Source organism: Agrobacterium sp. rho-13.3, assembly GCF_033957765.2.
Classification (GTDB): Bacteria; Pseudomonadota; Alphaproteobacteria; order Rhizobiales; family Rhizobiaceae; genus Agrobacterium.
The window spans coordinates 683,925-706,583 of record NZ_CP192775.1; the positions used below are offsets into that span (position 1 = coordinate 683,925).

Annotated in this window: 21 protein-coding genes; 6 read left to right on the forward strand and 15 right to left on the reverse strand. The window is 54.7% G+C overall.

Annotated features, from left to right (window positions below):
* Nucleotides 1-10 precede the first annotated feature (10 nt).
* On the forward strand, nt 11-847 hold the full coding sequence (locus tag RMR16_RS18075) for an ABC transporter substrate-binding protein (RefSeq protein ID WP_320198699.1): 837 nt from the start codon (nt 11-13) through the stop codon (nt 845-847).
* 139 nt (nt 848-986) lie between these two features.
* Here RMR16_RS18075 and RMR16_RS18080 read toward each other — a convergent pair whose 3' ends face one another.
* Entirely contained in the window at nt 987-1,601 is a 615-nt protein-coding gene (locus RMR16_RS18080; RefSeq protein ID WP_320198700.1) for a pyridoxamine 5'-phosphate oxidase family protein, read from the reverse strand.
* A gap of 103 nt (nt 1,602-1,704) precedes the next feature.
* On the opposite strand from RMR16_RS18080, the gene RMR16_RS18085 reads away from it, so the two are divergent.
* The gene (locus RMR16_RS18085) at nt 1,705-2,643 is read left to right on the forward strand and encodes a LysR family transcriptional regulator (RefSeq protein WP_320198701.1); all 939 of its coding nucleotides are present in this window, start codon (nt 1,705-1,707) and stop codon (nt 2,641-2,643) included.
* Between the two features lie 349 nt (nt 2,644-2,992).
* Here the strand turns inward: RMR16_RS18085 and RMR16_RS18090 are convergent, their stop codons facing one another.
* Together RMR16_RS18090 and RMR16_RS18095 are read right to left on the reverse strand one after the other, a co-directional pair.
* Nucleotides 2,993-3,808, reverse strand: a complete 816-nt coding sequence (locus tag RMR16_RS18090; RefSeq protein WP_320198702.1) for a lytic murein transglycosylase — start codon at nt 3,806-3,808, stop codon at nt 2,993-2,995.
* A gap of 199 nt (nt 3,809-4,007) precedes the next feature.
* The gene (locus RMR16_RS18095; protein WP_320198703.1) at nt 4,008-5,042 is read right to left on the reverse strand and encodes an aspartate-semialdehyde dehydrogenase; all 1,035 of its coding nucleotides are present in this window, start codon (nt 5,040-5,042) and stop codon (nt 4,008-4,010) included.
* 477 nt (nt 5,043-5,519) lie between these two features.
* Between RMR16_RS18095 and RMR16_RS18100 the strand changes: the two genes are divergently transcribed.
* Nucleotides 5,520-7,406, forward strand: coding sequence for an MFS transporter (locus RMR16_RS18100; protein ID WP_320198704.1), 1,887 nt, complete (start codon nt 5,520-5,522; stop codon nt 7,404-7,406).
* A gap of 137 nt (nt 7,407-7,543) precedes the next feature.
* Here RMR16_RS18100 and RMR16_RS18105 read toward each other — a convergent pair whose 3' ends face one another.
* From RMR16_RS18105 to rutA, 9 genes are all read right to left on the reverse strand, one after another.
* Complete coding sequence (locus RMR16_RS18105; RefSeq protein ID WP_320198705.1) at nt 7,544-8,959, reverse strand: mannitol dehydrogenase family protein; 1,416 nt, start codon at nt 8,957-8,959, stop codon at nt 7,544-7,546.
* Nucleotides 8,960-8,962: 3 nt separating this feature from the next.
* Entirely contained in the window at nt 8,963-10,159 is a 1,197-nt protein-coding gene (gene uxuA / locus RMR16_RS18110; protein WP_320198706.1) for a mannonate dehydratase, read from the reverse strand.
* A 3-nt stretch (nt 10,160-10,162) separates the two neighbouring features.
* A complete protein-coding gene (locus RMR16_RS18115) occupies nt 10,163-10,864 on the reverse strand; it encodes a FadR/GntR family transcriptional regulator (protein WP_320198707.1) in 702 nt (233 codons plus the stop codon).
* A gap of 199 nt (nt 10,865-11,063) precedes the next feature.
* Nucleotides 11,064-11,588: a flavin reductase gene (locus RMR16_RS18120; protein ID WP_320198708.1), complete on the reverse strand. Its 525-nt coding sequence runs from the start codon at nt 11,586-11,588 to the stop codon at nt 11,064-11,066.
* A gap of 38 nt (nt 11,589-11,626) precedes the next feature.
* Nucleotides 11,627-12,211, reverse strand: a complete 585-nt coding sequence (locus RMR16_RS18125) for a malonic semialdehyde reductase (protein WP_320198709.1) — start codon at nt 12,209-12,211, stop codon at nt 11,627-11,629.
* Between the two features lie 26 nt (nt 12,212-12,237).
* Nucleotides 12,238-13,017, reverse strand: coding sequence for a pyrimidine utilization protein D (gene rutD, locus RMR16_RS18130; RefSeq protein WP_320198710.1), 780 nt, complete (start codon nt 13,015-13,017; stop codon nt 12,238-12,240).
* A 16-nt stretch (nt 13,018-13,033) separates the two neighbouring features.
* Nucleotides 13,034-13,420, reverse strand: coding sequence for a pyrimidine utilization protein C (gene rutC / locus RMR16_RS18135; protein WP_320198711.1), 387 nt, complete (start codon nt 13,418-13,420; stop codon nt 13,034-13,036).
* A gap of 29 nt (nt 13,421-13,449) precedes the next feature.
* A complete protein-coding gene (gene rutB / locus RMR16_RS18140) occupies nt 13,450-14,190 on the reverse strand; it encodes a pyrimidine utilization protein B (RefSeq protein ID WP_320198712.1) in 741 nt (246 codons plus the stop codon).
* Nucleotides 14,187-15,278 carry a pyrimidine utilization protein A gene (gene rutA, locus RMR16_RS18145; RefSeq protein ID WP_320198713.1) on the reverse strand — a complete coding sequence of 364 codons (1,092 nt, stop codon included), beginning with the start codon at nt 15,276-15,278 and terminating at the stop codon, nt 14,187-14,189. Before rutA ends, rutB begins: the two co-directional genes overlap by 4 nt.
* A gap of 691 nt (nt 15,279-15,969) precedes the next feature.
* Here rutA and RMR16_RS18150 point away from each other — a divergent pair.
* A complete protein-coding gene (locus RMR16_RS18150; protein WP_320198714.1) occupies nt 15,970-16,173 on the forward strand; it encodes a cold-shock protein in 204 nt (67 codons plus the stop codon).
* Nucleotides 16,174-16,599: 426 nt separating this feature from the next.
* Here RMR16_RS18150 and RMR16_RS18155 read toward each other — a convergent pair whose 3' ends face one another.
* Nucleotides 16,600-18,702: a carboxy terminal-processing peptidase gene (locus RMR16_RS18155; protein WP_320198715.1), complete on the reverse strand. Its 2,103-nt coding sequence runs from the start codon at nt 18,700-18,702 to the stop codon at nt 16,600-16,602.
* Between the two features lie 267 nt (nt 18,703-18,969).
* Here RMR16_RS18155 and RMR16_RS18160 point away from each other — a divergent pair, with 267 nt between their 5' ends.
* Complete coding sequence (locus RMR16_RS18160) at nt 18,970-19,098, forward strand: hypothetical protein (protein WP_320198716.1); 129 nt, start codon at nt 18,970-18,972, stop codon at nt 19,096-19,098.
* Between the two features lie 26 nt (nt 19,099-19,124).
* Nucleotides 19,125-19,556 carry a hypothetical protein gene (locus RMR16_RS18165; protein WP_320198717.1) on the forward strand — a complete coding sequence of 144 codons (432 nt, stop codon included), beginning with the start codon at nt 19,125-19,127 and terminating at the stop codon, nt 19,554-19,556.
* Here RMR16_RS18165 and RMR16_RS18170 read toward each other — a convergent pair.
* Complete coding sequence (locus RMR16_RS18170; RefSeq protein WP_320198718.1) at nt 19,553-20,992, reverse strand: M20 family metallopeptidase; 1,440 nt, start codon at nt 20,990-20,992, stop codon at nt 19,553-19,555. The genes RMR16_RS18165 and RMR16_RS18170 overlap by 4 nt on opposite strands.
* Before the next feature lie 95 nt (nt 20,993-21,087).
* Nucleotides 21,088-22,632, reverse strand: coding sequence for an ABC transporter substrate-binding protein (locus RMR16_RS18175; RefSeq protein ID WP_320198719.1), 1,545 nt, complete (start codon nt 22,630-22,632; stop codon nt 21,088-21,090).
* Nucleotides 22,633-22,659 lie beyond the last annotated feature (27 nt).

Sequence of the window (22,659 nt, forward strand, 5' to 3'; positions counted from 1 at the left end):
GGAGAACAGCATGAAAATGAAATGCATCACCCTCAGTCTCGCACTAGCGGCGGTGGCTTCGGTTGCTCCAGCGTATGCAGACCAGCTCGCCGACATCATGTCGAACAAGACGCTGCGCTGCGCAACATTCGCAGATGTGCCGCCGTTCGCATCACCAGATCCGAAGACCCGCGAAATGGTTGGGTTCGACGTTGATCTCTGCAAGGCGATTGCCAACCAGATTGGCGTAAAAGCCGAAGTCAAACCCGTATCCGTTGAGGCTCGCGTTCCGGAAGTGAAGCTTGGCCGCGTCGATATCACTGTCGCCAACCTTGCCTACACGCTCAGCCGTGCGGAACAGATTCAGTTCAGCGATCCCTACTATCTTGCCAAGGAAATGCTGATCGTTCCGGACGAAGATCCAGGCCAGTCGAAGGCCGACTTCGCAGGTCAGCGCATCGCCTCCACCAAAGGCTCGACCTCTGAAATGTCAATCAAGCTCAACAAGTCCGATCCGTTGACCTTCCAGGATACGGCTTCCGCCTATCTGGCAGTACAGCAAGGCAAGGCCCGCGGCATGGTGGCCAATACGATGACGACCACCAAGTTCGTCAACGAGTCGCAGACCAAGGGCAAGAAGATGCGCATGATTCCCGATCCTATGCTTTTCCAGCCGATCGGCATCGGCATGGCAAAGGACCAACCGGCCTTGACCGCAAAGATCAACGAAGTTTTGCGCACGCTCGACACGTCCGGCGAACTCGGCAATATCTGGAACAAATGGCTTGGTCCAAACACCGAATACAAGATCGTCCGCAACGACAAGGTGGTTCCGCTGACCGAACTGAAGTTCGATCCGATCCCATGATGTCGGCGGGAGGCCGTCAGGCCTGCCGTGTCAAAACCGAAAATGGAAGGGCGCGATTTTCCGCGCCCTTTTTTTAAATGCCTAGGAGAGATACGAACCCGATCGGCAGGGCACCGGGTGAGGTCCTACCTGTTCAACGTCAGCCTATTTTCGCCCGCAGCTCCGCGTTTTCTGCTTCCAATTGAGCCATGCGATCTCGCAATGGCTGAACCGCAGCAACCACTTCGTCTTGGGTGAAGCGAGGCGTGATGTGCTGCTGGCAGTTCCAGTCAAAACTCACGAGCCGCAATCGAAAAATGCGCTCGAGCTTTGCCCTGTAGACACTATCGGTCACAAGCTCGGTCATGGCCGGTTCGTCATCGAGTGCCAGTTTTTCCACATGCACGTAGATTTTCAGGCGCGCGCGGTTTGGATAATCCATGAGAATCAGGCAGGCGCGGTCGTTGGCCACAAGGTTGCCCGTGCTGATGTATTGGCGATTGCCGCGGTAGTCAGCGAAGGCCAATGTCCGGTCGTCCAGCACCTTGAGAAAGCCACGCGGCCCGCCGCGATGCTGAACATAAGGCCACCCGGTCTCTGAGACCGACGCCATGTAAAAGCCATCACGCTCGCCAATGAACGCCGTTTCATTTTTCGTAAACTGGTCGAATTCCCGGTGCCCTCTGAAGTCAGACCAGATAGCGTCCGCCCCCATTTCGGCCTGCGCCGCCCGCACACTCGGTGTTATCGCAATATCAAGAAACCCATAGGACATGTTGCCCTCCATCGGTGACCACTCAAGGCGAATGTAACCCTATCGTTTTTTGGAAATAATACGCTAAATATGGAAACCATCTCTCCAAAAAATGGAAAGCCAAATGGATCGGCTTGAGGCCATGTCAATCTTGATCGAGGTCGTGGAAACCGGCAGCTTTTCTGCCGCTGCTCGCAGGTTGCGCGTTCCTTTGACGACGGTTGCTAGGAAGATTTCAAACCTGGAGGCCGTTTTGGGAGCGGAACTTTTGATCCGCACGACCCGCAAACTCAGCTTGACCGATGCCGGAGCTACTTATCTTGTGGCGGCGCGCCGCATTCTTGATCAAGTGGACGAGGTTGAACGCGAAGTTGCGGGTGAATTTACGGCCCCGAAGGGAGACCTCACCATCACCGCACCGGTTCAGTTCGGCCAAATCCATGTATTGCCAATCGTAACCGATTTTCTGGCGGCCTTTCCAGAGATCAACATCAAGCTGTTGCTGCTTGATCGAAACGTGCAACTGGCAGAGGATCAGGTCGATATGGCGGTGCGTATTGGCAGGCTTCCTGACAGTGCACTGATCTCGACGACGATTGGTGAAATGCGCACAGTGGTCTGCGCCAGCTCGGAACTTCTTGCCGTTCATGGCACACCGCAGACCATGGACGATCTTCAGAATATGCCGTGCATCACCTTCGACGGTCCCGGACCTTTGGCTGGATGGAAATTTAATGACCCGAAAACCAGAAAGTCCCTGCTCGTACCAGTCAAGACGCGCCTGTCAGTCACCACGGCTGAGGCTGCCGTTCGCGCCTCACTTCGCCATGTCGGCGTCACGCGGCTATTGCATTATCAGGTTGCTGACGCCGTTCAGGCTCGCAGCTTGCAAATTATCCTAGAGCGTTTCGAACCCGACACGGCGCCCGTCAACCTCGTGCATTCTGAGCGCGGTCAGATGCCAATCAAGATGCGGCGCTTCATGGATTTCGCCGTACCGCGATTGAGAAGAGTTTTGCTCGAGTTGGGCGAAGCGGGTAATCAATCCGCGAGGGGACTCTAGATGTGAAGCTCGCTCTGCGAACTACCGACGTTGGCGAGGTCGATGTGGACGTAGCCAAGTGGATACAATTTGAACTTTTTACAGGCGGGTTTGTAGCTTTCGACGTGGACCAACTTGGATATTGCACACGCTGGACACAGCGGTGCAGAGATGATCGCATTAAAGGACTAGGCGGGTGCAGTAGCGCTCGACGGCTCGCCGCTGGGGCAAGCCCGAGGATGGCCTCATGCGGAATCATGGCGATTCCATCCCTCCAAACGGATCGGAAGCTTGCACCATAAAAGTTTCGCATCAAGTCGCGAGTTGTGAGGCAATGGTATTGCCCCCAATGCATTGATGATGGGTCGAGTTATTGACCGTCGATTGCTTTACCAATGTAAGCGATAGCCTGCTGATAAACGCTTGCGGCGTTCCAGCCCTGAATAGCGGCGAAGTTCGTCTGGCCCTGCTGATAACCTGCACCGCGCTGCCAGCCGTGACCGACCAGGAAGTTGGCTGTCGAGGCAAGAGCGTCGGCGCGTGAGCCAACCAGATCGATGCGGCCATCACGGTCAAAGTCTACGCCGTAGCGCACGACGTTGACCGGCAGGAACTGTGTCTGGCCGATTTCGCCGTGGGCAGCTCCCTTTGCTGTGGTGCTGAGCGAGCCGCTGCCAACCAGTTTCAAAGCGGCGTAAAGCTGTTCTGTGAAATAATCCGAACGGCGGCAGTCATAGGAGAGCGTTGCGACGGCGGACAGGGTATGCTGGTTGCCGAGGAAGCCGCCGAAGCCGGTTTCCATACCCCAGATTGCCAGAAGCGGACCGGCGGGAACGCCATAAGCGCGCTCGATATTGGCGAACAATGCGGCATTGTTCTTCTTCATCGCCTTGCCACGGGTAATAATGGCCTGACCGCCACGTTTTTGCATGAACTGGTCGAAGGAAAGCTTGAAGCTGTGCTGGCCACGGTCTGCGCTGATGGTCGGCTTGTTGTAGGTGACATTTGAAAACGCACGGTCGAGAACCGAGCTGCTGACCCCACGGCCCGCTGCTTCCTGCTTGAACGCACCAACCCAGGCCTCAAACCCCGCCGATGTGTTGCCGCATTGCGCTGCCAGAACCGGCGTTGCCACCAGTGCTGAAACTATTACCACGCCAACGGAAAAAGCCTTCATTGCCCGCATCAGAATCTGCCTTCGATATTTTTTGGGTACGTGCCCTAGCTCGGTCGCCACTTGTACTTGAGAATTCACTGATTTTCAAAGTGCCTGTCAGCGTCATAACCGGCAAATGAACTACCCGTGATAAGCAACAAAGCTGAAAACCCGTCCATTCTCGCAGTGGAATGAACGGGTTATAGTTAATAGTTGTTAAAAAACAGTATCAAGCTGCTGCCTTGCGCGGCTTAATCAAGCCACGGTTGATCAAAAGCTCGGCAATCTGAATGGCGTTCAGTGCTGCACCCTTGCGCAGATTGTCGGAAACCACCCAGATGTTCAGGCCGTTTTCAACCGTTGCATCTTCGCGGATACGCGAAATGAAGGTCGCGTCTTCGCCAGCGCACTCGATTGGCGTGATGTAACCGCCATCTTCGTGCTTGTCGATGACGAGGCAACCGGGTGCTTCGCGCAGAATATCGCGGGCCTGATCGGCGGTGATTTCGTTTTCAAACTCGATGTTCACCGATTCCGAATGGCCAATGAAAACTGGAACGCGCACGGCTGTGCAAGTGACCTTGATCTTCGGGTCCAGCATCTTCTTGGTTTCGGCCAGAACCTTCCACTCTTCCTTCGTGTAACCGTCTTCCATGAACACATCGATGTGCGGAATGACGTTGAAGGCGATGCGCTTGGTGAACTTCTTGGTTTCAACAGGGTCGGCCACGAAGACGGCGCGGGTCTGCTGGAACAGCTCGTCCATGCCTTCCTTGCCGGCCCCGGATACGGACTGGTAGGTGGAAATAACGACGCGCTTGATCTTGGCCGCATCATGCAAAGGCTTCAGGGCAACAACGAGCTGCGCCGTGGAGCAATTGGGGTTTGCAATGATGTTGCGCTTTCTAAAGCCTTCGATGGCATCGGCATTCACCTCAGGAACGATCAACGGAACGTCCTGATCATAACGCCATGCAGAAGAGTTATCGATGACGACGCAACCCTGCGCACCGATCTTTGGCGACCACTTCTTGGAAATATCGCCACCGGCAGACATCAAGCAAATGTCGGTATCGGAGAAATCATAGTTCTCCATGTTGGAGACCTTGAGCGTGCGGTCGCCGTAGGAAACTTCCGTGCCTTGGCTGCGAGCAGAGGCCAAAGCCACCACTTCATCTGCCGGGAACCCGCGTTCTGCGAGAATATTGAGCATTTCGCGACCGACATTGCCGGTGGCGCCTGCGATAGCAACTTTGAAACCCATGATTAAGCTCTCTTTCTGCCTCTCCTCTTTTTGGTGAGGGGAACCCGCAAGAACTGCGGCTTCCTTCTTCCCCCGACCAAACCGGGGAGAGAGCGGTGGGCCAGAGACGTTAGACGGTTTTAATCGTCGTTTTGGCCGTAATTCGGATTGTATAAGAAAAGCGCGACGGAGCACCGGCAGACTGTGCCGGATTGTGCATGACAACCATGTCCTGGACATGTTCGCTCAAAATCGTGCTCCTTTTCGTGGCAGAAGCTATTATGGTGTTTGAATTTTCTGTCAAGCGCAAACACGCTGCAATTTCGCCTCAAAATGTTTGACACGCCGTCTTAGACTAAAGTCATAAGCCGAAAGCATCCCTCTTCCTTTCGTTAATTTTCTGTCAATCTACCGTCAGGTGCATCGCGCCGTATGGGCAGTTCGGGGGAGAAACGAGCTGCTGCGATGTGTCATTTTACGATCTGTGGAGGACAGAGAATGGCGAATGTAGCAACCGCAACAGCGGAGAAAGCCCGTCCCATGACGGGTGAAGAGAAGAAGGTGATTTTCGCCTCTTCTCTGGGAACGGTTTTCGAGTGGTACGATTTTTATCTCTATGGCTCCTTGGCCATTTACATTGGCGCGAACTTCTTCAGCCAATATCCTGAAACGACCCGCAACATTTTCGCCCTGCTGGCCTTTGCCGCAGGCTTTCTCGTTCGCCCTTTCGGCGCGTTGGTGTTCGGTCGCCTCGGCGATATCGTCGGACGCAAATACACCTTCCTCGTCACCATCCTGATTATGGGTTTCTCAACCTTCCTGGTTGGCGTGCTGCCAAATGCCTCGCAGATCGGCATTGCAGCTCCCATCATCCTCATCATCCTGCGCATGCTTCAGGGCCTGGCGCTGGGCGGTGAATATGGCGGTGCGGCAACCTATGTGGCCGAACACGCGCCGAATGGCCGTCGCGGTTATTACACATCGTGGATTCAGACCACGGCAACACTCGGTCTTTTCCTGTCGCTCGTCGTTATTCTCGGCGTGCAGTTTGCACTGGGCCGTGAAGCCTTTGCGGCTTGGGGCTGGCGCATTCCGTTCCTGCTGTCCGTCATCCTGCTGGGCGTATCAGTCTGGATTCGTCTGAAGATGAGCGAATCCCCTGCTTTCAAAAAGATGAAGGAAGAGGGCAAGACATCCAAAGCGCCGCTCAGCGAAGCTTTCGGCCAGTGGAAAAATGCAAAGATTGCAATTATCGCCCTTGTGGGTGCGGTCATCGGTCAGGCGGTTGTCTGGTACACCGGCCAGTTCTACGCGCTGTTCTTCTTGCAAAGCATTCTGAAAGTGGACGGACAGTCGGCCAATATCATGGTTGCCTGCGCGCTTATTCTCGGCACCGGCTTCTTCGTTCTGTTCGGCTGGCTTTCCGACAAGATTGGTCGTAAGCCGATCATCATGGCGGGCCTCGTTCTGGCGATGCTCACCTATTTCCCGCTGTTCAAGGCACTGACATGGGCGGGCAACCCGGCGCTGGCGCAAGCGCAAGCCTCGGTTCGTGCAACGGTAACAGCTGCACCGGGCGATTGCCGGTTCCAGTTCAACCCGACGGGCACGGCCAAGTTCACCACATCTTGCGATATCGCCACCTCGTTTCTGACCAGAAACTCGGTGCCTTATGATGTCGTCGACGGCCCTGCCGGACAGCCAGCAACGGTAAAAGTCGGCGATAAAACCATCACCAGCTACGACGCTGTTGCCGCAGGTGCAAACGCCGCTGCCAGCGACCGCGCCTTCCAGAAGCAGATCAACATCGCGCTTCACGATGGCGGTTATCCTCTGGTGCGGGGTGCCGCTCAGGTTCCGGCTGTGAAGCTGGACGGCTTCATTGCCGCCAACCCTGAACTGGGCCTCAATGTCGATGCCGTTCGCGCAACCCCAGCCAAAACCGTACCAGCCGACAAGCTGGTGGCTGACAAGCTGCTCACACCTGCGGAAATCAATGGCGTCACGGAAATGGCTGTCTACACCGTCGCTGGCGGCGGTGCATTTGCCATGGTTGCCGATCCGGCTGCGGTCAACTGGATCGCCATCATCGCGGTTCTGACCGTGCTCGTCATCTACGTGACAATGGTTTATGGCCCGATTGCCGCTTTGCTTGTCGAACTCTTCCCGACCCGCATCCGCTACTCCGGCATGTCCCTGCCCTACCACATCGGTAACGGCTGGTTCGGCGGACTTCTTCCCGCAACCGCATTCGCCATGAGTGCCGCCAAGGGCGATATCTATTACGGCCTCTGGTATCCAATCATTTTCGCAGGCATCACGCTGGTCATCGGCCTGCTGTTCCTGCCGGAAACCAAGGACCGCGATATTCATAAGATGGATTGATCCATTGATGTGAAACGGAAAAACCCGGCGAGTATCTCGCCGGGTTTTTGTTGCTAAGACAGTAGATTAACCCGTTATTCCGGACTTGATCACAAAAGAGTCTTTCTCGGCGCAGACGCACCGAGCTGGATACCGGGTCAAGCCCGGTATGACGAGAGGAGGGAAAGCTCACGATTGACTAAACTTCGCCAAACGCGATTTTCAACCAATTCGGGCGGAAACAATCCTTCAACCGCAAAAAACACCGCCGAAGGATCAAGTTTGCTGGCCTGCGTTGCCGCCGCCAAAATATCCACCTTGCGCGGGTCATTTAGATCACCGCGCTTGTGAATAGACGCGATCCATAGCGCCACGACATAGGCGAATTCCGCCGCATCTCCTCCCTCAGACACAATCTCCACCGCTGCGGCAAGAATGCGTTGCGGCAGTTTCTGGCTGGTGTCCATGGCGATCTGCTCGTTACGATGCGCGATGGTGGGGTTGGCAAAACGGTCTAAAAGCTGGTTTCGATAGAACGGTAGATCGATGCCGGGAACGGGGTCGAGCGTGGCGGTTGCGGCCCGCATATGCCGTTTCACGATTTCAACGAACTCAGGAACGGCCATCACATCCCGCACGAATTCCAGATCGTGCAGAATGCCCAGATGGGCAATCAACGTGTGCGATCCGTTCAACAGGCGAAGCTTCATGTTTTCATATGGCTCGACCGACTGTGCAAAAACTGCACCCGCGGCTTCCCATTCAGGACGACCGGACACGAAATCATCTTCGATCACCCATTGCAGGAAGGGTTCGGTTTCGATAGCAAGCGCATCTTCCGCACCCAGCAATTTTGCCGCCAAACCTCGCGTGTCATCAGTTGCCGCAGGCACGATGCGGTCCACCATGCTGCATGGAAATTTGCCCTCATCCGCAATCCAGCGCGCCAGTTCAGGATCACGCCGCGTTGCCATCTCCAGCACCAGACGGCGCACCACATGGCCGTTGGACGGCAGGTTGTCACAGCACAGCACGGTGAAAGGCGGCACACCACGTTCCCGCCGTCTGGCAAGCCCTTCAACCAAAAATCCCACGGCACCCACCGGCGCATGCGGGTTGGCGATATCAGCAACGAGAGCTGGATGTTTGAGGTCTAGACCGCCGGTGACCGGATCAAGCCCATAGGCTTTTTCGCTGACGGTCAGCGTGACGATGCGGATATCGGGGCTGGCGAGAGTGGCCAGAACATCTTCCCCCCGTTCAGCCGCACAAAGCCAATCGACCGTGGCACCGATCACCTCGGCGCGGTCGCCTTCCGCGCTACGCGTGATGACGGAATAAAGCCCGTCCTGCTCGGCCAGCGCCCGCACCGGCTCAGGTGAGCGCAAATTGACCGCAACGATGCCCCACGGGCCGAAGTTTTTTTCCAATGCTTTATGCGTGAATACGGCCTGATGGGCGCGGTGAAAGGCACCGAGGCCGATATGCACGATGCCCGGGGTGAGCGCTTTTCGATCATACCCGGGACCGGAAACGCCCTGCGGCAATGTGGTGAAAGAGGATAGTTTTTCCATAGTTTACACCAGACCGAATTGTGAATGCAGAAGCGCCCGCTCTATGCCGCGCAGTTCGGCCAGCCCTTTCAGACGACCGATAGCCGGATAACCAGGTTGCGCGCCGCGTGTTTGGTCATCCAGAATTTCCTGGCCGTGGTCCGGGCGCATGGCGATGCGGTGATCCTCGCGACCTTCCGCACGGCGGCGTTTCTCTTCTTCGAGAAGTGCTGCGATGACGGCCACCATATCCGTCCCGCCTTCCAGATGTTCGTCCTCGAAGAAAGAGCAAGGCACGGTGTCCGTCTCGCGTGTGACATTGCGCAGATGGACGAAATGGATGCGATCCGCAAACCGCTTGGCGATGAACGGCAAGTCGTTATCCTTGTGCGCGCCAAGCGAACCAGTGCAGAGCGTTACGCCATTGGCCCGGCTATCGACTTGCCCCAGCATATGCGCGTAATCCGCTTCGGTGGACAGAATGCGTGGCAGACCGAGCAGCGGCCACGGCGGATCATCGCCATGCGCGCAGATGTTGATGCCCACCTCTTCCGCCACCGGCACGACGTGCGACAGGAAATCCACCAGATTGGCTTGCAGCCTTAAACGGTCGACACCCTGATAGCTGCGCAGCTTTTCCAGAAGCTGATTCAGCGTGTAGCCATCCGCAGAACCCGGCAGGCCCGCGCCAATGTTCTTGGCCAAGGCGGTGATTTTAGCATCCGGCATGTCGGAAAAACGTCTTGCCGCCTCCTCCACCAAGGATTCTGGATAGTCGACCTTGGCTTCGGGACGTTTGAGAATATAAATATCGAACGCGGCAAAGTCTGTCAGATCAAACCGCATGGCCTTTGCGCCGTGGCGGGTTTCCCAGCGCAAATCGGTGCGCGTCCAGTCCAGCACCGGCATAAAATTGTAACACACCGTGCGAATGCCACTGGCCGACAGACGCCGCAACGTTTCCTGCCAGTTGGCGATATGGGTTTTCCAATCGCTGGTCTGGGTTTTGATGTCCTCCGACACCGGCACGCTTTCCACCACGTCCCAATAAAGACCGCCTGCAGCAATCTCGTCGTGACGCTTGGCGATATCCTTCACCGGCCAGACGGCACCGGTTGGAATGTGGTGCAGAGCGCTGACGATGCCCTCCGCACCCGCTTGCGCCGCATCCCTTACCGTGACCTTGTCCACCGGCCCAAACCAACGCCATGTATGTTTCATGCTCTAAGCCTCCTCCCCGAAGCTTTCGTAAAATCTCTTTTGTGATGCAGTTAGATGCCGCCGCATTGCGTCTCGCGCACCGGCGGCATCATTCGCCGCAATGGCGTTGCGAATGATCATGTGTTCATCCAGCGCCAAACGCCACGTATGCGGGCCTTCGAAATGGCTGGCCAGCCTTTCGAAATAGGGTGTCATGCGACGGTCGAATATCTGGCCGGCAAAACGGTGGAGCGTAGCGTTGCCAATGATATCGGTAATAGCGGTGTGAAAGGCGCGGTCATGGACCAGCATAGTGACCGGATCGCCAATGGCGCCTTCCATGTCGCGAAGGGTCTTGTCTAGACGGGCGATATCATCCGGCTTTGCCAGACGGGCAGCCTCTTCGGCAATGGCGCTTTCAATGATGCTGCGGGCCTGCAATATTTCATACGGGCTGTCCCCGTCATCAACCGGCAGCCGGTTGGTCGTTTGGAAGGAGCGTTGGCAGACATACACACCAGACCCGACCTTGATCTGGATATATCCCTCCACTTCCAGAACGATCAGCGCCTCGCGAACTGTCGGGCGCGAAATGGCGAAGCGTTCGGCAAGATCACGCTCGGCAGGAAGCTTCGCTCCTACGCCAAGCTCGCCGGCTTCGATCAACGCCCGTATCTGGTCCGCCACCTGCCTGTGCAGGCGGCGCGGCTCCAAGGCCACAAACATGAAACTCTCCGCAAACCATCTGGTAAAATGGTCATACCAATTTCAGCGTAGTAAAGCGGAGAATTTTTTGAAGTCAACCTTTGAGTTGGGAGTTGTTAAGAGTTGCGTAGCCCCAACCCTTATTCCTGTGCTTGTCACAGGAATAAGGGAGGAAGAACGGCGTGTCATCAGCCGCCAGCCATCATCATCATCATCATCATCAAAGATGGCGATATGCACGTTTGAAATAAATCAACGCTTCCTCGCCATCACGGATGATGGTGTCCAGCACCTCGCAGATCAGAATATCATGCGTTCCGCCATCGTGAATGGTGCGAATGCGGCAATCGAATGATACGAGCGCGCCGTGGAGCAGCGGTGATCCGGTTTCCTGTGTGGTCCATTCGCCGGCTTCAAACCGTGCATCCATCGGGGTTTTTCCGCCGAAAAGACCGCTCAATTGTTCCTGATCGGCTGCCAGTGTGTTGATGCAAACGACACCGTTGCCGACCACGAACTTGTGCGCCGATGAATTGCGGTTGAGACAGACCAGCAATGTCGGAGGACTATCCGAAACACTGCACACGGCTGTCGCGGCAAAGCCTGCCCGGCCCGCCGGTCCATCGGTCGTGACAATGTTGACCGCGCCCGCCAGTTGCGACATGGCGTTGCGATAATCGAGGCTGCGTTGCTCCGCAGTCTTCGTGTCCATTGCAGCTTCCTTCTTCAGCGACACCGTCTGCATCTAAACGGACCTTTCCTAATAAGTCATCAAACTGGCACTCAGGCCAAAACGCAGGCGTCTTCAAACGGCAGGCGTGGCAAGCGACCAAAGAGTTTCGACGGATCGCCATAACCGAGATTGATGAGGAAATTGGATTTCCACGTCGTGCCTGCGAAAAAGGCCTCATCCACCTTTGCCTTGTCGAAACCGGACATTGCACCCGTATCCAGCCCCAAAGCGCGTGCCGCCAGAATGAGATACCCGGCTTGAAGCGTGGCGTTGCGGAACGCAGTTTCTTCCGCCACTGCCGGGCTGGACGTGAACCACGACCTGGCATCCGCATGCGGAAAGAGGAGGGGCAGTTTTTCGTAAAATTCACCATCCAACGCAGCAATCACCGTGACCGGCGCCGTCATGGTCTTTTCCACATTTGCAGAAGACAGCGCCGGCTTGAGCTTTTCCTTCGCCTCGATTGAGCGCACGAAGACAAACCGCGCCGGCGAACAATTGGCCGATGTCGGCCCCATTTTGGACAGATCATACAGCGCGTGCAAAAGTGCATCATCGACAGGTTTGTCGGCCCAGCCATTGTGGGTTCGAGCTTCGGTAAAAAGTGTAGCGAGTGCCTGATTATCCAATGCCATGGAACATGAACCTCAATTTTTAGCCGTTACGAAGCAAGCAAAAATGTTTCCAGCTCTGCGTTAAAACGTTCTGGATGTACGATATTCACGGCATGTGCGCCATCTTCAAACAGGGAAAGCTGCGCATCGGATAAACCTTCAGCCAGCCGTACCGAGCGGGTGTAGGGCACCAAAAGATCATCCTTCGTTGCGATAACCCAAGTCCGGTTTGGGATGTTTGCAAGCTGCGCATCAACATCGAATGCGCGTAGAGCCGCAATCCTGCGTAGGACATTATCCCGGCCTTGAAAATGCGCGACGCCATGCGCATCATCTTTTGCAAGCCGCTCTGCATTGTCCGACATCCACACCGCCGGATAGAGGAACAGCGGTTGCGCCTTGACGAAGGCCTCGACGCCGGAATTTTCCAACAGCGAAATGCGTGTATCGAAGCAGCGACCGGAGTGTGGGTCAGCCTTGCTCCATGCGTTGATCAGCACCAGTTTATCGATCAGGCCGGGTTTACGCAGGGCGATATCCAGACCAATCAGCCCGCCTAGCGCATGACCCATAAAATGAAATTTTTCGAGTTTCAGCTGCTCGACGATTTCAAGAACATCGTCGGCCATCGCGGAAATGCCACCATCCTGCGGCACCTCCCCGCCCGTTCTACCCGTACCGCGATGGTCATACACGACCACCTGGAAATGCTTTTGCAGCATCTCCAGCTGCGGCGCCCAGTAAGAACCGGAGCCACCCAAGCCGGAGGACAGAAGAACGGTTTCGGCCTCTGGTTCATCACGGCCTTGAGTTTCGAAATATATCATAATGCTACTCAGACCTTCACTTGCCGATATGGGCGACGGTGGCGATTTCCACCAGCGCGTCCGGCTTTACCAGACCGCACAAAACACAATAGCGTGCCGGCTTATCGCCGGGGAAATATTCCGCATAGACCTTGTTGACCGCCTGATAATTTGCCCAATCCGTCACGAAAATGTGGTTCATGGTGACATCTTCCATGGTGCCGCCGGCAGTTTCGATCACGGACTTGATGGTTTCCAGCACATGCCGGGTCTGCGCGCCCGCATCGCCCACATGCACCACATCATTGTTCTTATCGAAGGGCAGCGTGCCGGACACGTAAAGAATGCCATCCGCCAATGTGCCGGGCGAATAGGGGGCAATAGGTTTGGCTGTGCCTTCCGGGACGATGATTTTTTTCGGCATGTCATTCTCCTCTTCTATCGTTGGGTGTATCAATCTTCTATGGGGGCGGCCTGTGAGATAACGGCGCAGAAATCATTGACCGTTGCCACCCAGCCGAAAAACCTCTCGACATTGTAGACGGTCGCCTGCTGGATGAAATCCGGTCCCAGATGATGGGTCGCGTCTTCCAGCATCACGCCAAAATATTCGAGGTGGAAGGCATCGCGCAGCGAGCTTTCGACGCAGACATTGGTGGCGATGCCGACAAAAACGAGGTTTCGGATGCCCCTCGCTCGCAAAACACTATCCATATTGGTATTGAAAAAGCCGCTATAGCGGGTCTTCGGCACCAGAATGTCACCAGGCTGCGGCTGCAATTCATCGACGATGGCGTAATCCCATGTGCCTTTTGCCAGCAATTGTCCTTGCAGCTCTGGCCGCGCCCGCATGGTTTTTAGCGCGTTGGATTTATGCCAGTTGGGAGAGCCGGGACCACCCGCTTCCACATAGTCCTTATCCCAGCCATTCTGGAAATAAATGACCTGAACACCGGCAGCGCGTGCCGCATCCAGTGTTTTGCCGATATTGGCAATGGTGGATTTTGCACCTGTTATGTCGAAACCGGCCAGATCCACATAACCGCCTTCGGTGGAATAGGCGTTCTGCATATCCACCACCACAACGGCGGTTTCGCTCGGTTTCAGGGAAATCGGCTCTGGCCTTGCGGGCAGCGTTACACTTTCCGAGCGGCTTTTGGGTGGTTGATAGCCCGCGACCACAGCATCCGTCATTCTGCGGCCTCCAAAGAAGCGAGCACATGCTGGCGGCTTTTCATCAGCGGCTGCACATATTTACCGAATTTCTCGATACCTTCCACGAAATCATCGAATGTCAGCATCACGCCGCCAGTGCCGGGAACCTCGCTCATCTCATCCAGCATCGCTGCCACTTCCTCGTAAGAACCAATGATGGTGCCCATGTTGATGTTGACGGCTGAAACCGGGTTCGCCATATGCCGTACATTGGTATCGGCACCTGACTTGGTATCGACGGAACTTTGCAGGCCGAGCCATTTGATCGCGTCTTGGTCAGCGCCGGCCTTGTAATGTTCCCACTTCGCCCATGCGTCCTCGGATTTCTCTTCGGCCAGCACCATGGTCAGCACGACGGAACGGACTTCGCGACCAGTTTTTTCGGTCGCCGCCAGCAGTCTTTCATTGGTGGGTGCAAAAGCCTTCGGCGTGTTGACGCCCACGCCAAAGCAGAAGCTGTAATCGGCAAATTCAGCGGAGAAAGCCATCCCGGCATTCGAGGAGCCAGCGCAGATCAGCTTCACATCGCCTTCCGGCACCGGCTTCATCCGGCAATCATCCATGGTGAAATATTGACCCTTGAGGTCTGATTGGCCGGTTGTCAGCAGTTCCTTGAGAACGGTCGTGTATTCGCTGAGATAGGTATAACGATCAGCAAAATATTCATCGCCCGGCCACAGGCCCATCTGGCTATATTCCGGCCGCTGCCAGCCGGTAATGAGGTTGATGCCGAAGCGCCCGCCAGAGATGGAATCGATGGTGGTTGCCATGCGCGCCACGATGGCCGGTGGCATGACAAGCGTTGCGGCTGTGCCAAAAAGCTTGATTTTCGAGGTGACGGCGGCAAGCCCTGCCATCAGCGTGAAGGATTCCAGGTTGTAGTCCCAGAATTCCGTTTTGCCGCCGAAACCACGCAGCTTGATCATCGACAGCGCAAAGTCGAAACCGTATTTTTCCGCTGTCAGTGTGATCTGTTTGTTGAGTTCAAAGCTTGGCTTGTATTGCGGAGCGTTTTCCGAAAGCAGCCAACCATTGTTTCCGATCGGAATGAAAACACCGATTTCCATTTGCATCCTCCAGTTCCTGTTCCCGTGTTGAACTTTTGAAAGATAAAATGCAGTTTTCGTGCCAGTCTTCTTATGCCTAATAAAAACAGTGATTTATAAGTTAGCTGAATTATTATTTTTATCAAATGATAAAATATTTATCGTTGGGTAAATTTAATGCCCATTTATTCAGCAGATTTTTCGGCGTGATTTTGATGAGAATAGAGGCGGGTTCTCGCGAATGATGCCGCAAATGGGACGATAAATTCTAAAAATTTGGAGCCGGACGTTCTTCATTAAATCAGTGTCAAACCCGATTGGCTGGGCTTTCCCGATTTTGGTTGAACCGCTCAACCCTGAAAAGCATGCACATGTTAGTGCCCGTGGCGCTCTGCCGAAGGACACCCCGGTCCTTGCGCTCGGCAAATATTCGCGTTCTTTAACCTAAAAGGAAGGGCAATCATTGCCAGTTTAGGTTGCCATCCCGCATGGACACAATCAACAACCAAGTTGGTCATCAAACTTGCCACCAAGGCATTCCCACCCAAGATACCTCCTCGAATGCTAAATTATGACACCTTAAGGCCACCACTTTCACATTCTTGAGCTATTCCTGTCGGTATCACCGATAGTTGGGCATTGATTGGCAAGCAATCGCGCTATAGGGTTCGGTCTGCAACACAAAAGTTACAGAAACACAAAAGGAACTGTTATGGCTACCGGTACTGTTAAATTTTTCAACGACGACAAGGGCTTTGGCTTCATTACTCCCGAGAACGGTGGCACTGACGTGTTCGTTCACGTATCTGCTTTGCAGCAGGGTGGTTCGCTCAGAGAAGGTGATAAAGTCAGCTTCGAGATCGGCCAAGACCGCAAGACCGGGAAGTCAAAGGCCGAGAACGTCAGCGTTCTGTAAGGCGACGGAAGAAAAAGCCTGCCGCGAGAGGAAAAGCGGCAGGCTTTTTTTTAAAAATACTGAACAACGGCTGGGATAATAATTGCTCTGCCCAAGAGTATGCTCTGCGGGATGAGAATTATTGCTCCGTTGAATGTCAAGATAACGCATCTGCGCAAAGATTAGATTGGCTGTATCGCAGTTCAGCCATGCAGAAAATAACAGGACGGTTTCAACGCCGTGTCGATGAGCGACATACGAGCGCATCTCTGCACCCCGATAAGACATAAGGTCTTATGCTCAACATACAGTCCGGGATTTCACCTTCGGTATACAAGCCAGCGTCGTCACCACAGTGCAGCGATAAGCTGGGGCTTGTCCTCGCCAGCGATAGAGATCACTCGCGAGGACAATTGACATAAGGCCTTTTTCAAAGCGACAGAGCATTTAAGGCCGTTTTTTCACACCCTTCGCAGCGCCTTCCAGCAGATCCGCAGCGTCAGCAACGATGGCCGCAGACTCGTTTCGCAAAACGTCTTTTGCGTTTTTGCGGGCGTTCTCGATAGCAAGGTTGGCACTTAAGCTACGCTCGTTTGCCTGCAAACCGTCGTCCTTTTCAGGAACCACATCATCACCCGCCTGCTCGCGTGCCTTGAGACGGTCGGCCAAAGCAGCCATTTCAGTTCTACGTTCGGCTTCATTAAGAGAGATAGTGCGCTTTTCACGCTGAGTACGAATATCGGCAACATCTTCGACAAATCGTTTGAAGTCCGGATCGCTTTGAACCCGAATATCATGACGATTTTTCAGTTGCGGCAACAACGCAGCCATATTGGTCATAGCGGAATATTTTGCCGGCTTGATCTGAGCAAATGGCAACGCGTTGTCATAACTCGACTCCCCAAAAATCTTGGGGTCTGAAAAGCCTGGCAAGCTGATATCGGGCGTGACGCCGCGCAACTGCGTTGTGCCGCCATCGACACGGAAGAACTGCGCAATCGTCAACTTCAATTGGCCGAATTCCGGTTTGCTATTGCGGGCCACCTGATCAAGATCGACCACGGTTTGGACCGTGCCTTTACCGAAACTAGGCTCTCCCACGATCACGCCGCGACCGTAATCCTGTATCGCTGCGGCAAAAATCTCGGACGCCGATGCGGAGCCGCGATTGATCAAGACGCCAACTGTGCCTTCCCAGACGGGCAAGGATAGATCATCGCTTTCGACCTTGATATTGCCCTTTGCGTCACGTTGCTGAACCACCGGGCCTTTGCCGATGAACAGACCCGTCAACTCAATCGCCTCAGCCAGCGAGCCGCCGCCATTGTCGCGAAGATCGATCAAAACATCATTGATGTTTTCCTGCTTGAGCTCTCCAAGCAGCTTTGAGACATCGCGGCTTGCGCTTCTGTAATCCTTGTCACCTTTACGCCGTGCTTCGAAGTCCTCGTAGAACACGGGCAAGGTAATGACCCCGATGTTGCGCGTGACGCCATTGTTGACCACAGGCACAACGGCCTTCTTGGCCGCCTGTTTTTCGAGACTGACTTTGTCTCGCACAAGGCTAATGACGCGGTGGCTTGCATTGTCGCCAGCCTCGGTTGGCAAAATGTCCAACCGTACGATGGAATCTTTCTCGCCACGGATCAGCTTCACGACTTCATCGAGACGCGTGCCAACCACTTCCTTGATGTCACCGTCATCGCCTTGACCGACGCCGACAATGCGATCTCCAACCGCCAGCTTTCCGGACAATTGTGCCGGACCGCCCGCCACAAGCTCGCGGATTGTCGTGTAGCCGTCGCGCTCCTGCAACACGGCACCGATCCCAACCAGCGAAAGTTTCATTGAAATGTCGAACTCGGCGGAAGCTGTCGCGCCAAAATAGTCCGTATGCGGATCAACAGCGGTTGTGTAAGCGGCCATAAACGACTGGAACACATCGTCACTCTTGTATGGATAAACACGTTCCAGAATATTCTTATAACGTTTGTCGAGTGTATCTCTGATGGCGTCATCCGTTTGACCCGCCAGTTTCAAACGCAGCCAATCGCTTTTAACGCGCTTTCGCCATAGCTCGCTGCTTTGCGCTTCCGATTGAGCCCAAGGGGCGTCCTCGCGCGAGATGACATAGTCTTCCTGCACGTTGAAATCGAAATTCTGTTTCAGCATGCTTCGCGCGGCCGTCATGCGATCCACGACGCGCTGCGTATAGACGTTGAAAATCGAAAATGGGATTTCGAGATCGTCATTCAGGATCGCATCATCAATCTTGGTGCTATTGGCCGTGAATGTGTCGATGTCAGTCTGCGTGAACAGCATTCGGTCCGGATCCAGGGACTTGATGAAATTGTTCATGATTTTGACAGACAAAGCGTCATCAAGCGGAACTGGCTTGTAGGCGTATTGCCCTAAGAATTTCGCGCTCAGATTGGCCGCCTGCGCCTGGATCTGCGATGGCTCCAGAACTGGAGGCGTCGCAACCTCCTGAGAATAGACAGGCGACGCAATTGAAAGAATTAAGCCAACCAAACCGTATTTTATGAGCATTCAGCGTTATTCCTTATCTCGTGCTGAGCCTTTGTTACTCCATTTTCGTGGAGGATTGTGATATTTTCAGAGCATAAAACTGGAATGTGATGTCACACGGCATGTCCGCGTGCAGTTGAAATAGCAAAATAAAGTTCGGTCTTATTGATGACACCACAGGCCAGCCTCTGCAAAACCAGCGCGCCAACAACATATGTGATCAGAAATCTCTTGCGTTTATCAGCCACATAACAGCTAGATTGCAAAACGAAGCAGGGAGAATATTCAATGGCCAAGGGTCAAGTTCGCAGCAACAAAGAAGTCAGAAAACCGAAGAAAGATAAGGTTGCGGCATCGGCAGCACCGACGCTGGGCTCGCAGGTGAAATCCAGCGAAAGCACGACGAAAAAGAAGTAATATCCACTCGTAGCAATGATATTCCGGTGTCCAGTCTCTGGGCACCGGAATATCCTGCTATGAGATGGCATCGAGACTTCATCGGGCGACGAAACAAACTTTTAGATCGACGTTTCGATGCAGCTAGGGCATATGCCAATGCGATTGAAGTTCCGGTCGTACGAACACTTATCAGTGTTGGCTCAATCTCTTCAAATGAGCAAAGCGACGCAACACGGCTGCATGCATCAGCCATGGAGAAGAAAATTATAAAGATAATGGTATTGCTGCACAGCGCCGATGGCGTGAATTGGCAGTCTCCGCCCAAAGGCACAAGCCTCAAGACGTTGAGCGAAGCCGAAGAACAAGGCTTTATCTTGATCCGCGGGGAATTTCAGAAACGACAATTCCGTCTGACAGAGCTTGGCTTCGAATATGCCGAGCGCGACAAACGACGTCTGGAAGCACGCAAGCTCTAAACTGCTGGCATGACATCCTCCGGTATCGGGCAGACATAAGGCTGCTCTTTGATCTTTTCGAGCCATTCCGCCTTCGCATCGTTCAACAGTTGTGTCGAGGTCATGAGGTCAAGTCCGGTCGCTGCCATGGCTTTGGCAGCGTGGATCATCGCCTTGTGAGCGCCTGCGCTTTGGCCTTGTGCAACCACCTGCCATGTATGGGGATTTGTCCCAATAGCCCAGGTTGGTGCCCAGCATTGCGCAGTCGGGGTTACACGGCTGACATCACCAACATCGGTCGAACCTGCCCGGAAATGCGATTGACCTTCGAAATCGCGCAGACCGAGATGCAGCGGCGTTGAACCATCGATCTTATCGTTCGAAAAAACGTCCTTCTTGATCTGGTAGAGGCGGATGCTACTTTTGATGGCCTCATCGGTAAACGTTGACTGTATCTTGCGGGCGAAATCTATATCGGCTTCGTCGAAGGGCACCGGACCAATCGAAACAAGATTGTCGTGAATGGCGTTTTCCAGCGTCAGGTTGGGAAGCAGATTGGTGGCAGCCGTGTCGAAAACGATTTCGACTTCCGTTCCCGTCATCATCGCCGCACCCCGTGCAACCTGATCGACGCGCTCCGCCAGTGCCAATGCTTGGCTCATCTCCGGTGCGCGCACCAGATAGACGACTTCCGCGTTCGCCTGCACGACGTTGGCAGCGCGTCCGCCAGCATCGGTAATGGCATAATGCACGCGGCAATCCTGCGGCATGTGCTCACGCAGAAAATTGACGCCGACATTCATCAACTCAACTGCATCCAATGCGGAGCGGCCAAGATGCGCAGCATTTGCCGCATGGGCCGCGATGCCCCTGAAGCGATAATAATATTCGAGAACGGCGAGGTTGTTCGTTGACCGTACACCGTTGAAAGGCGCTGGATGCCAGGTCAACGCGGCATCGACATCGGCAAAAAGGCCGGCGCGCACCATGAATGTTTTGCCGGAACCACCTTCTTCCCCGGGGCAGCCGTAATAACGCACGGTTCCAGGCAACCCATTGGCTTCCAGATGCTTAGCCAGCGAAATAGCAGCCAGCAAAGAGCCACTGCCGAGAAGATTGTGACCGCAGCCATGGCCGCTCCCGCCCGGTGCCATTGCCACGGGTTGATCCACATCGGCTTTTTGGCTCATTCCAGCCAGCGCATCATATTCGCCGAGAAACGCTATCACGGGCTTGCCGCGCCCGTATTCGCCAACAAAAGCCGTCTTCATCCCCGCAATATCCTGTTGAACGGAAAATCCATTCCGCTTCAGGGTCTCCACCAGCAGGTCCGATGATTGAACCTCTTCGAACTTCAGCTCCGCAAACGTCCAGATTTTGTCACTAATAGCAGTGAAATCGGGGGCCAAAATGTCAATAGTCTTGGTGAGCGACTGCAAAGCGGCAGTATCGGGCATGCTATATCCTCGGGGCGATATTGGAGTGATGTTGGCGCAAAAGGGCCAATGCAAAACAGGCGCCGCAGCAGCATGTGCGGCGCCTGTTTTATGTATTACTTGTCGAGAGAAACTTCCCAAAGACGGGCGTTGGACTGCCAGACGGGCTGGCCCTTCAAAGCCTTGGTCGCGCCCCAGACGTCGATCATGTCATAAAGGAAGATGCCGGGCATTTCCTGAAGCATCAGTTCATGGAACTCATCGAAGATCGCCTGACGTTTGCTCGTGTCGATTTCGGCATAGGCAGCCTTCATCAACGCAATCGCCTTGGGATTATCCCACATCAGCGACGCGTTCTTGTCCTTATCGCCGGTGTAGAAGCTGTACATCAAAGCCGGATCGAGACGCGGCGCGACGGATTGCGAGATGATCTGGTAGTTGCCGGAACGGCGGCGGTCGACCTGCGTGGCGTAGTCAAGCACTTCGATCTGCACATTCAGACCGATCTGCTGGAGCATCGCCTGTGCGATCACGGCTGCCGGGAAGCTTGGAACATTGCCGCGCTTGTTGGCGATGATGCTGATCGGCTCGCCTTTATAACCCGACTCGACCAGTTCTTTCTTGGCGGCTTCCAGATCATAAGGGAGGCGTTTTTTCTGTGTTTCGCTGAAGTACACGGAGTCAGAGGCGACCATTGAGCCGTTCGCCTTGCCGGTGCCGTTGGAGGCTGCGGCAACCAATTCATCCAGATCAAGCGCCATGGCCATGGCACGGCGCACGCCGGGCTTGCTCATGATAGGGTCGCGGGTCTGGATATAGAACAGGTTCTTGCCGTTGTTCTGCGAGATGATGACCTGAGCTTTTTCGCTCTTTTCAAATTCCGGGATCAGATCGGGCGAGATTTCTGCCGTGTCCAGCACACCGGATTGCAAGCCAGCCTTCACGGTGGAGGCATCTGGAATGACCATGAATTTAATGCCATCGACCAACGGGCGCTTGGAGCCGACCATGCCGTCCGGCTTGCCATCATTAGCGGGCGAGACATAGCCGTCGAACTTGGCGAGATGGATATATTCACCCTTCTTCCACTGGTCCCACTGGAACGGGCCGGTACCGATCGGCCTATCGAACGTGCCGTCTGCGGCAACCGATTCCGGCGAAATCATGCCGGTATAACCGCATTCGGGGCGCGACATCAGGCCAAGGAAAACAGCGGAAGGCTTTTCCAGCGTCATCGTCACCGTCTGTACGTCGACCGCCTTCGCCCCTGTCACTTTCACGGTGCCGCTGCCATCGAAATCCTTGATGCAGGTCCATTTCGTTGCCGGGTCCATATAGCGGTTCCAGTTCCACACCACGTCGTCGGCGGTCAGGGTTTTGCCATTGTGGAATTTCACGTCGGGACGCAACTTGAACGTATAGGTCAGGCCATCGGCGGACATGTCGAAGGACTGCGCCAGAAGCGGCTTGACCTCGCCATTGTTGGAATAACCAACAAGGCCTTCAACGATGTGCAGAATGACGCCATCGGTATTGCCGTCACGGTTGACGCCTGGATTGTTGCTGCGCAGGTCAGAACTCTGGGCGATGACGATATCGCGGGCAGAGGAAACGCCGGTCAGCGACATCAGGATCGTTCCGGCGAGAAGAATGCTTTTCATGTTACCCTCTTTTTTGTTGATGTTTTT

Excerpts from the sequence above, each read along its gene's own strand:
- RMR16_RS18075 (WP_320198699.1), top strand. The coding sequence starts at position 11 with ATGAAAATGAAATGCATCACCCTCAGTCTCGCACTAGCGGCGGTGGCT.
- RMR16_RS18080 (WP_320198700.1), bottom strand. The coding sequence starts at position 1,601 with ATGTCCTATGGGTTTCTTGATATTGCGATAACACCGAGTGTGCGGGCG.
- RMR16_RS18085 (WP_320198701.1), top strand. The coding sequence starts at position 1,705 with ATGGATCGGCTTGAGGCCATGTCAATCTTGATCGAGGTCGTGGAAACC.
- RMR16_RS18090 (WP_320198702.1), bottom strand. The coding sequence starts at position 3,808 with ATGCGGGCAATGAAGGCTTTTTCCGTTGGCGTGGTAATAGTTTCAGCA.
- RMR16_RS18095 (WP_320198703.1), bottom strand. The coding sequence starts at position 5,042 with ATGGGTTTCAAAGTTGCTATCGCAGGCGCCACCGGCAATGTCGGTCGC.
- RMR16_RS18100 (WP_320198704.1), top strand. The coding sequence starts at position 5,520 with ATGGCGAATGTAGCAACCGCAACAGCGGAGAAAGCCCGTCCCATGACG.
- RMR16_RS18105 (WP_320198705.1), bottom strand. The coding sequence starts at position 8,959 with ATGGAAAAACTATCCTCTTTCACCACATTGCCGCAGGGCGTTTCCGGT.
- uxuA (WP_320198706.1), bottom strand. The coding sequence starts at position 10,159 with ATGAAACATACATGGCGTTGGTTTGGGCCGGTGGACAAGGTCACGGTA.
- RMR16_RS18115 (WP_320198707.1), bottom strand. The coding sequence starts at position 10,864 with ATGTTTGTGGCCTTGGAGCCGCGCCGCCTGCACAGGCAGGTGGCGGAC.
- RMR16_RS18120 (WP_320198708.1), bottom strand. The coding sequence starts at position 11,588 with ATGCAGACGGTGTCGCTGAAGAAGGAAGCTGCAATGGACACGAAGACT.
- RMR16_RS18125 (WP_320198709.1), bottom strand. The coding sequence starts at position 12,211 with ATGGCATTGGATAATCAGGCACTCGCTACACTTTTTACCGAAGCTCGA.
- rutD (WP_320198710.1), bottom strand. The coding sequence starts at position 13,017 with ATGATATATTTCGAAACTCAAGGCCGTGATGAACCAGAGGCCGAAACC.
- rutC (WP_320198711.1), bottom strand. The coding sequence starts at position 13,420 with ATGCCGAAAAAAATCATCGTCCCGGAAGGCACAGCCAAACCTATTGCC.
- rutB (WP_320198712.1), bottom strand. The coding sequence starts at position 14,190 with ATGACGGATGCTGTGGTCGCGGGCTATCAACCACCCAAAAGCCGCTCG.
- rutA (WP_320198713.1), bottom strand. The coding sequence starts at position 15,278 with ATGGAAATCGGTGTTTTCATTCCGATCGGAAACAATGGTTGGCTGCTT.
- RMR16_RS18150 (WP_320198714.1), top strand. The coding sequence starts at position 15,970 with ATGGCTACCGGTACTGTTAAATTTTTCAACGACGACAAGGGCTTTGGC.
- RMR16_RS18155 (WP_320198715.1), bottom strand. The coding sequence starts at position 18,702 with ATGCTCATAAAATACGGTTTGGTTGGCTTAATTCTTTCAATTGCGTCG.
- RMR16_RS18160 (WP_320198716.1), top strand. The coding sequence starts at position 18,970 with ATGGCCAAGGGTCAAGTTCGCAGCAACAAAGAAGTCAGAAAACCGAAG.
- RMR16_RS18170 (WP_320198718.1), bottom strand. The coding sequence starts at position 20,992 with ATGCCCGATACTGCCGCTTTGCAGTCGCTCACCAAGACTATTGACATT.
- RMR16_RS18175 (WP_320198719.1), bottom strand. The coding sequence starts at position 22,632 with ATGAAAAGCATTCTTCTCGCCGGAACGATCCTGATGTCGCTGACCGGC.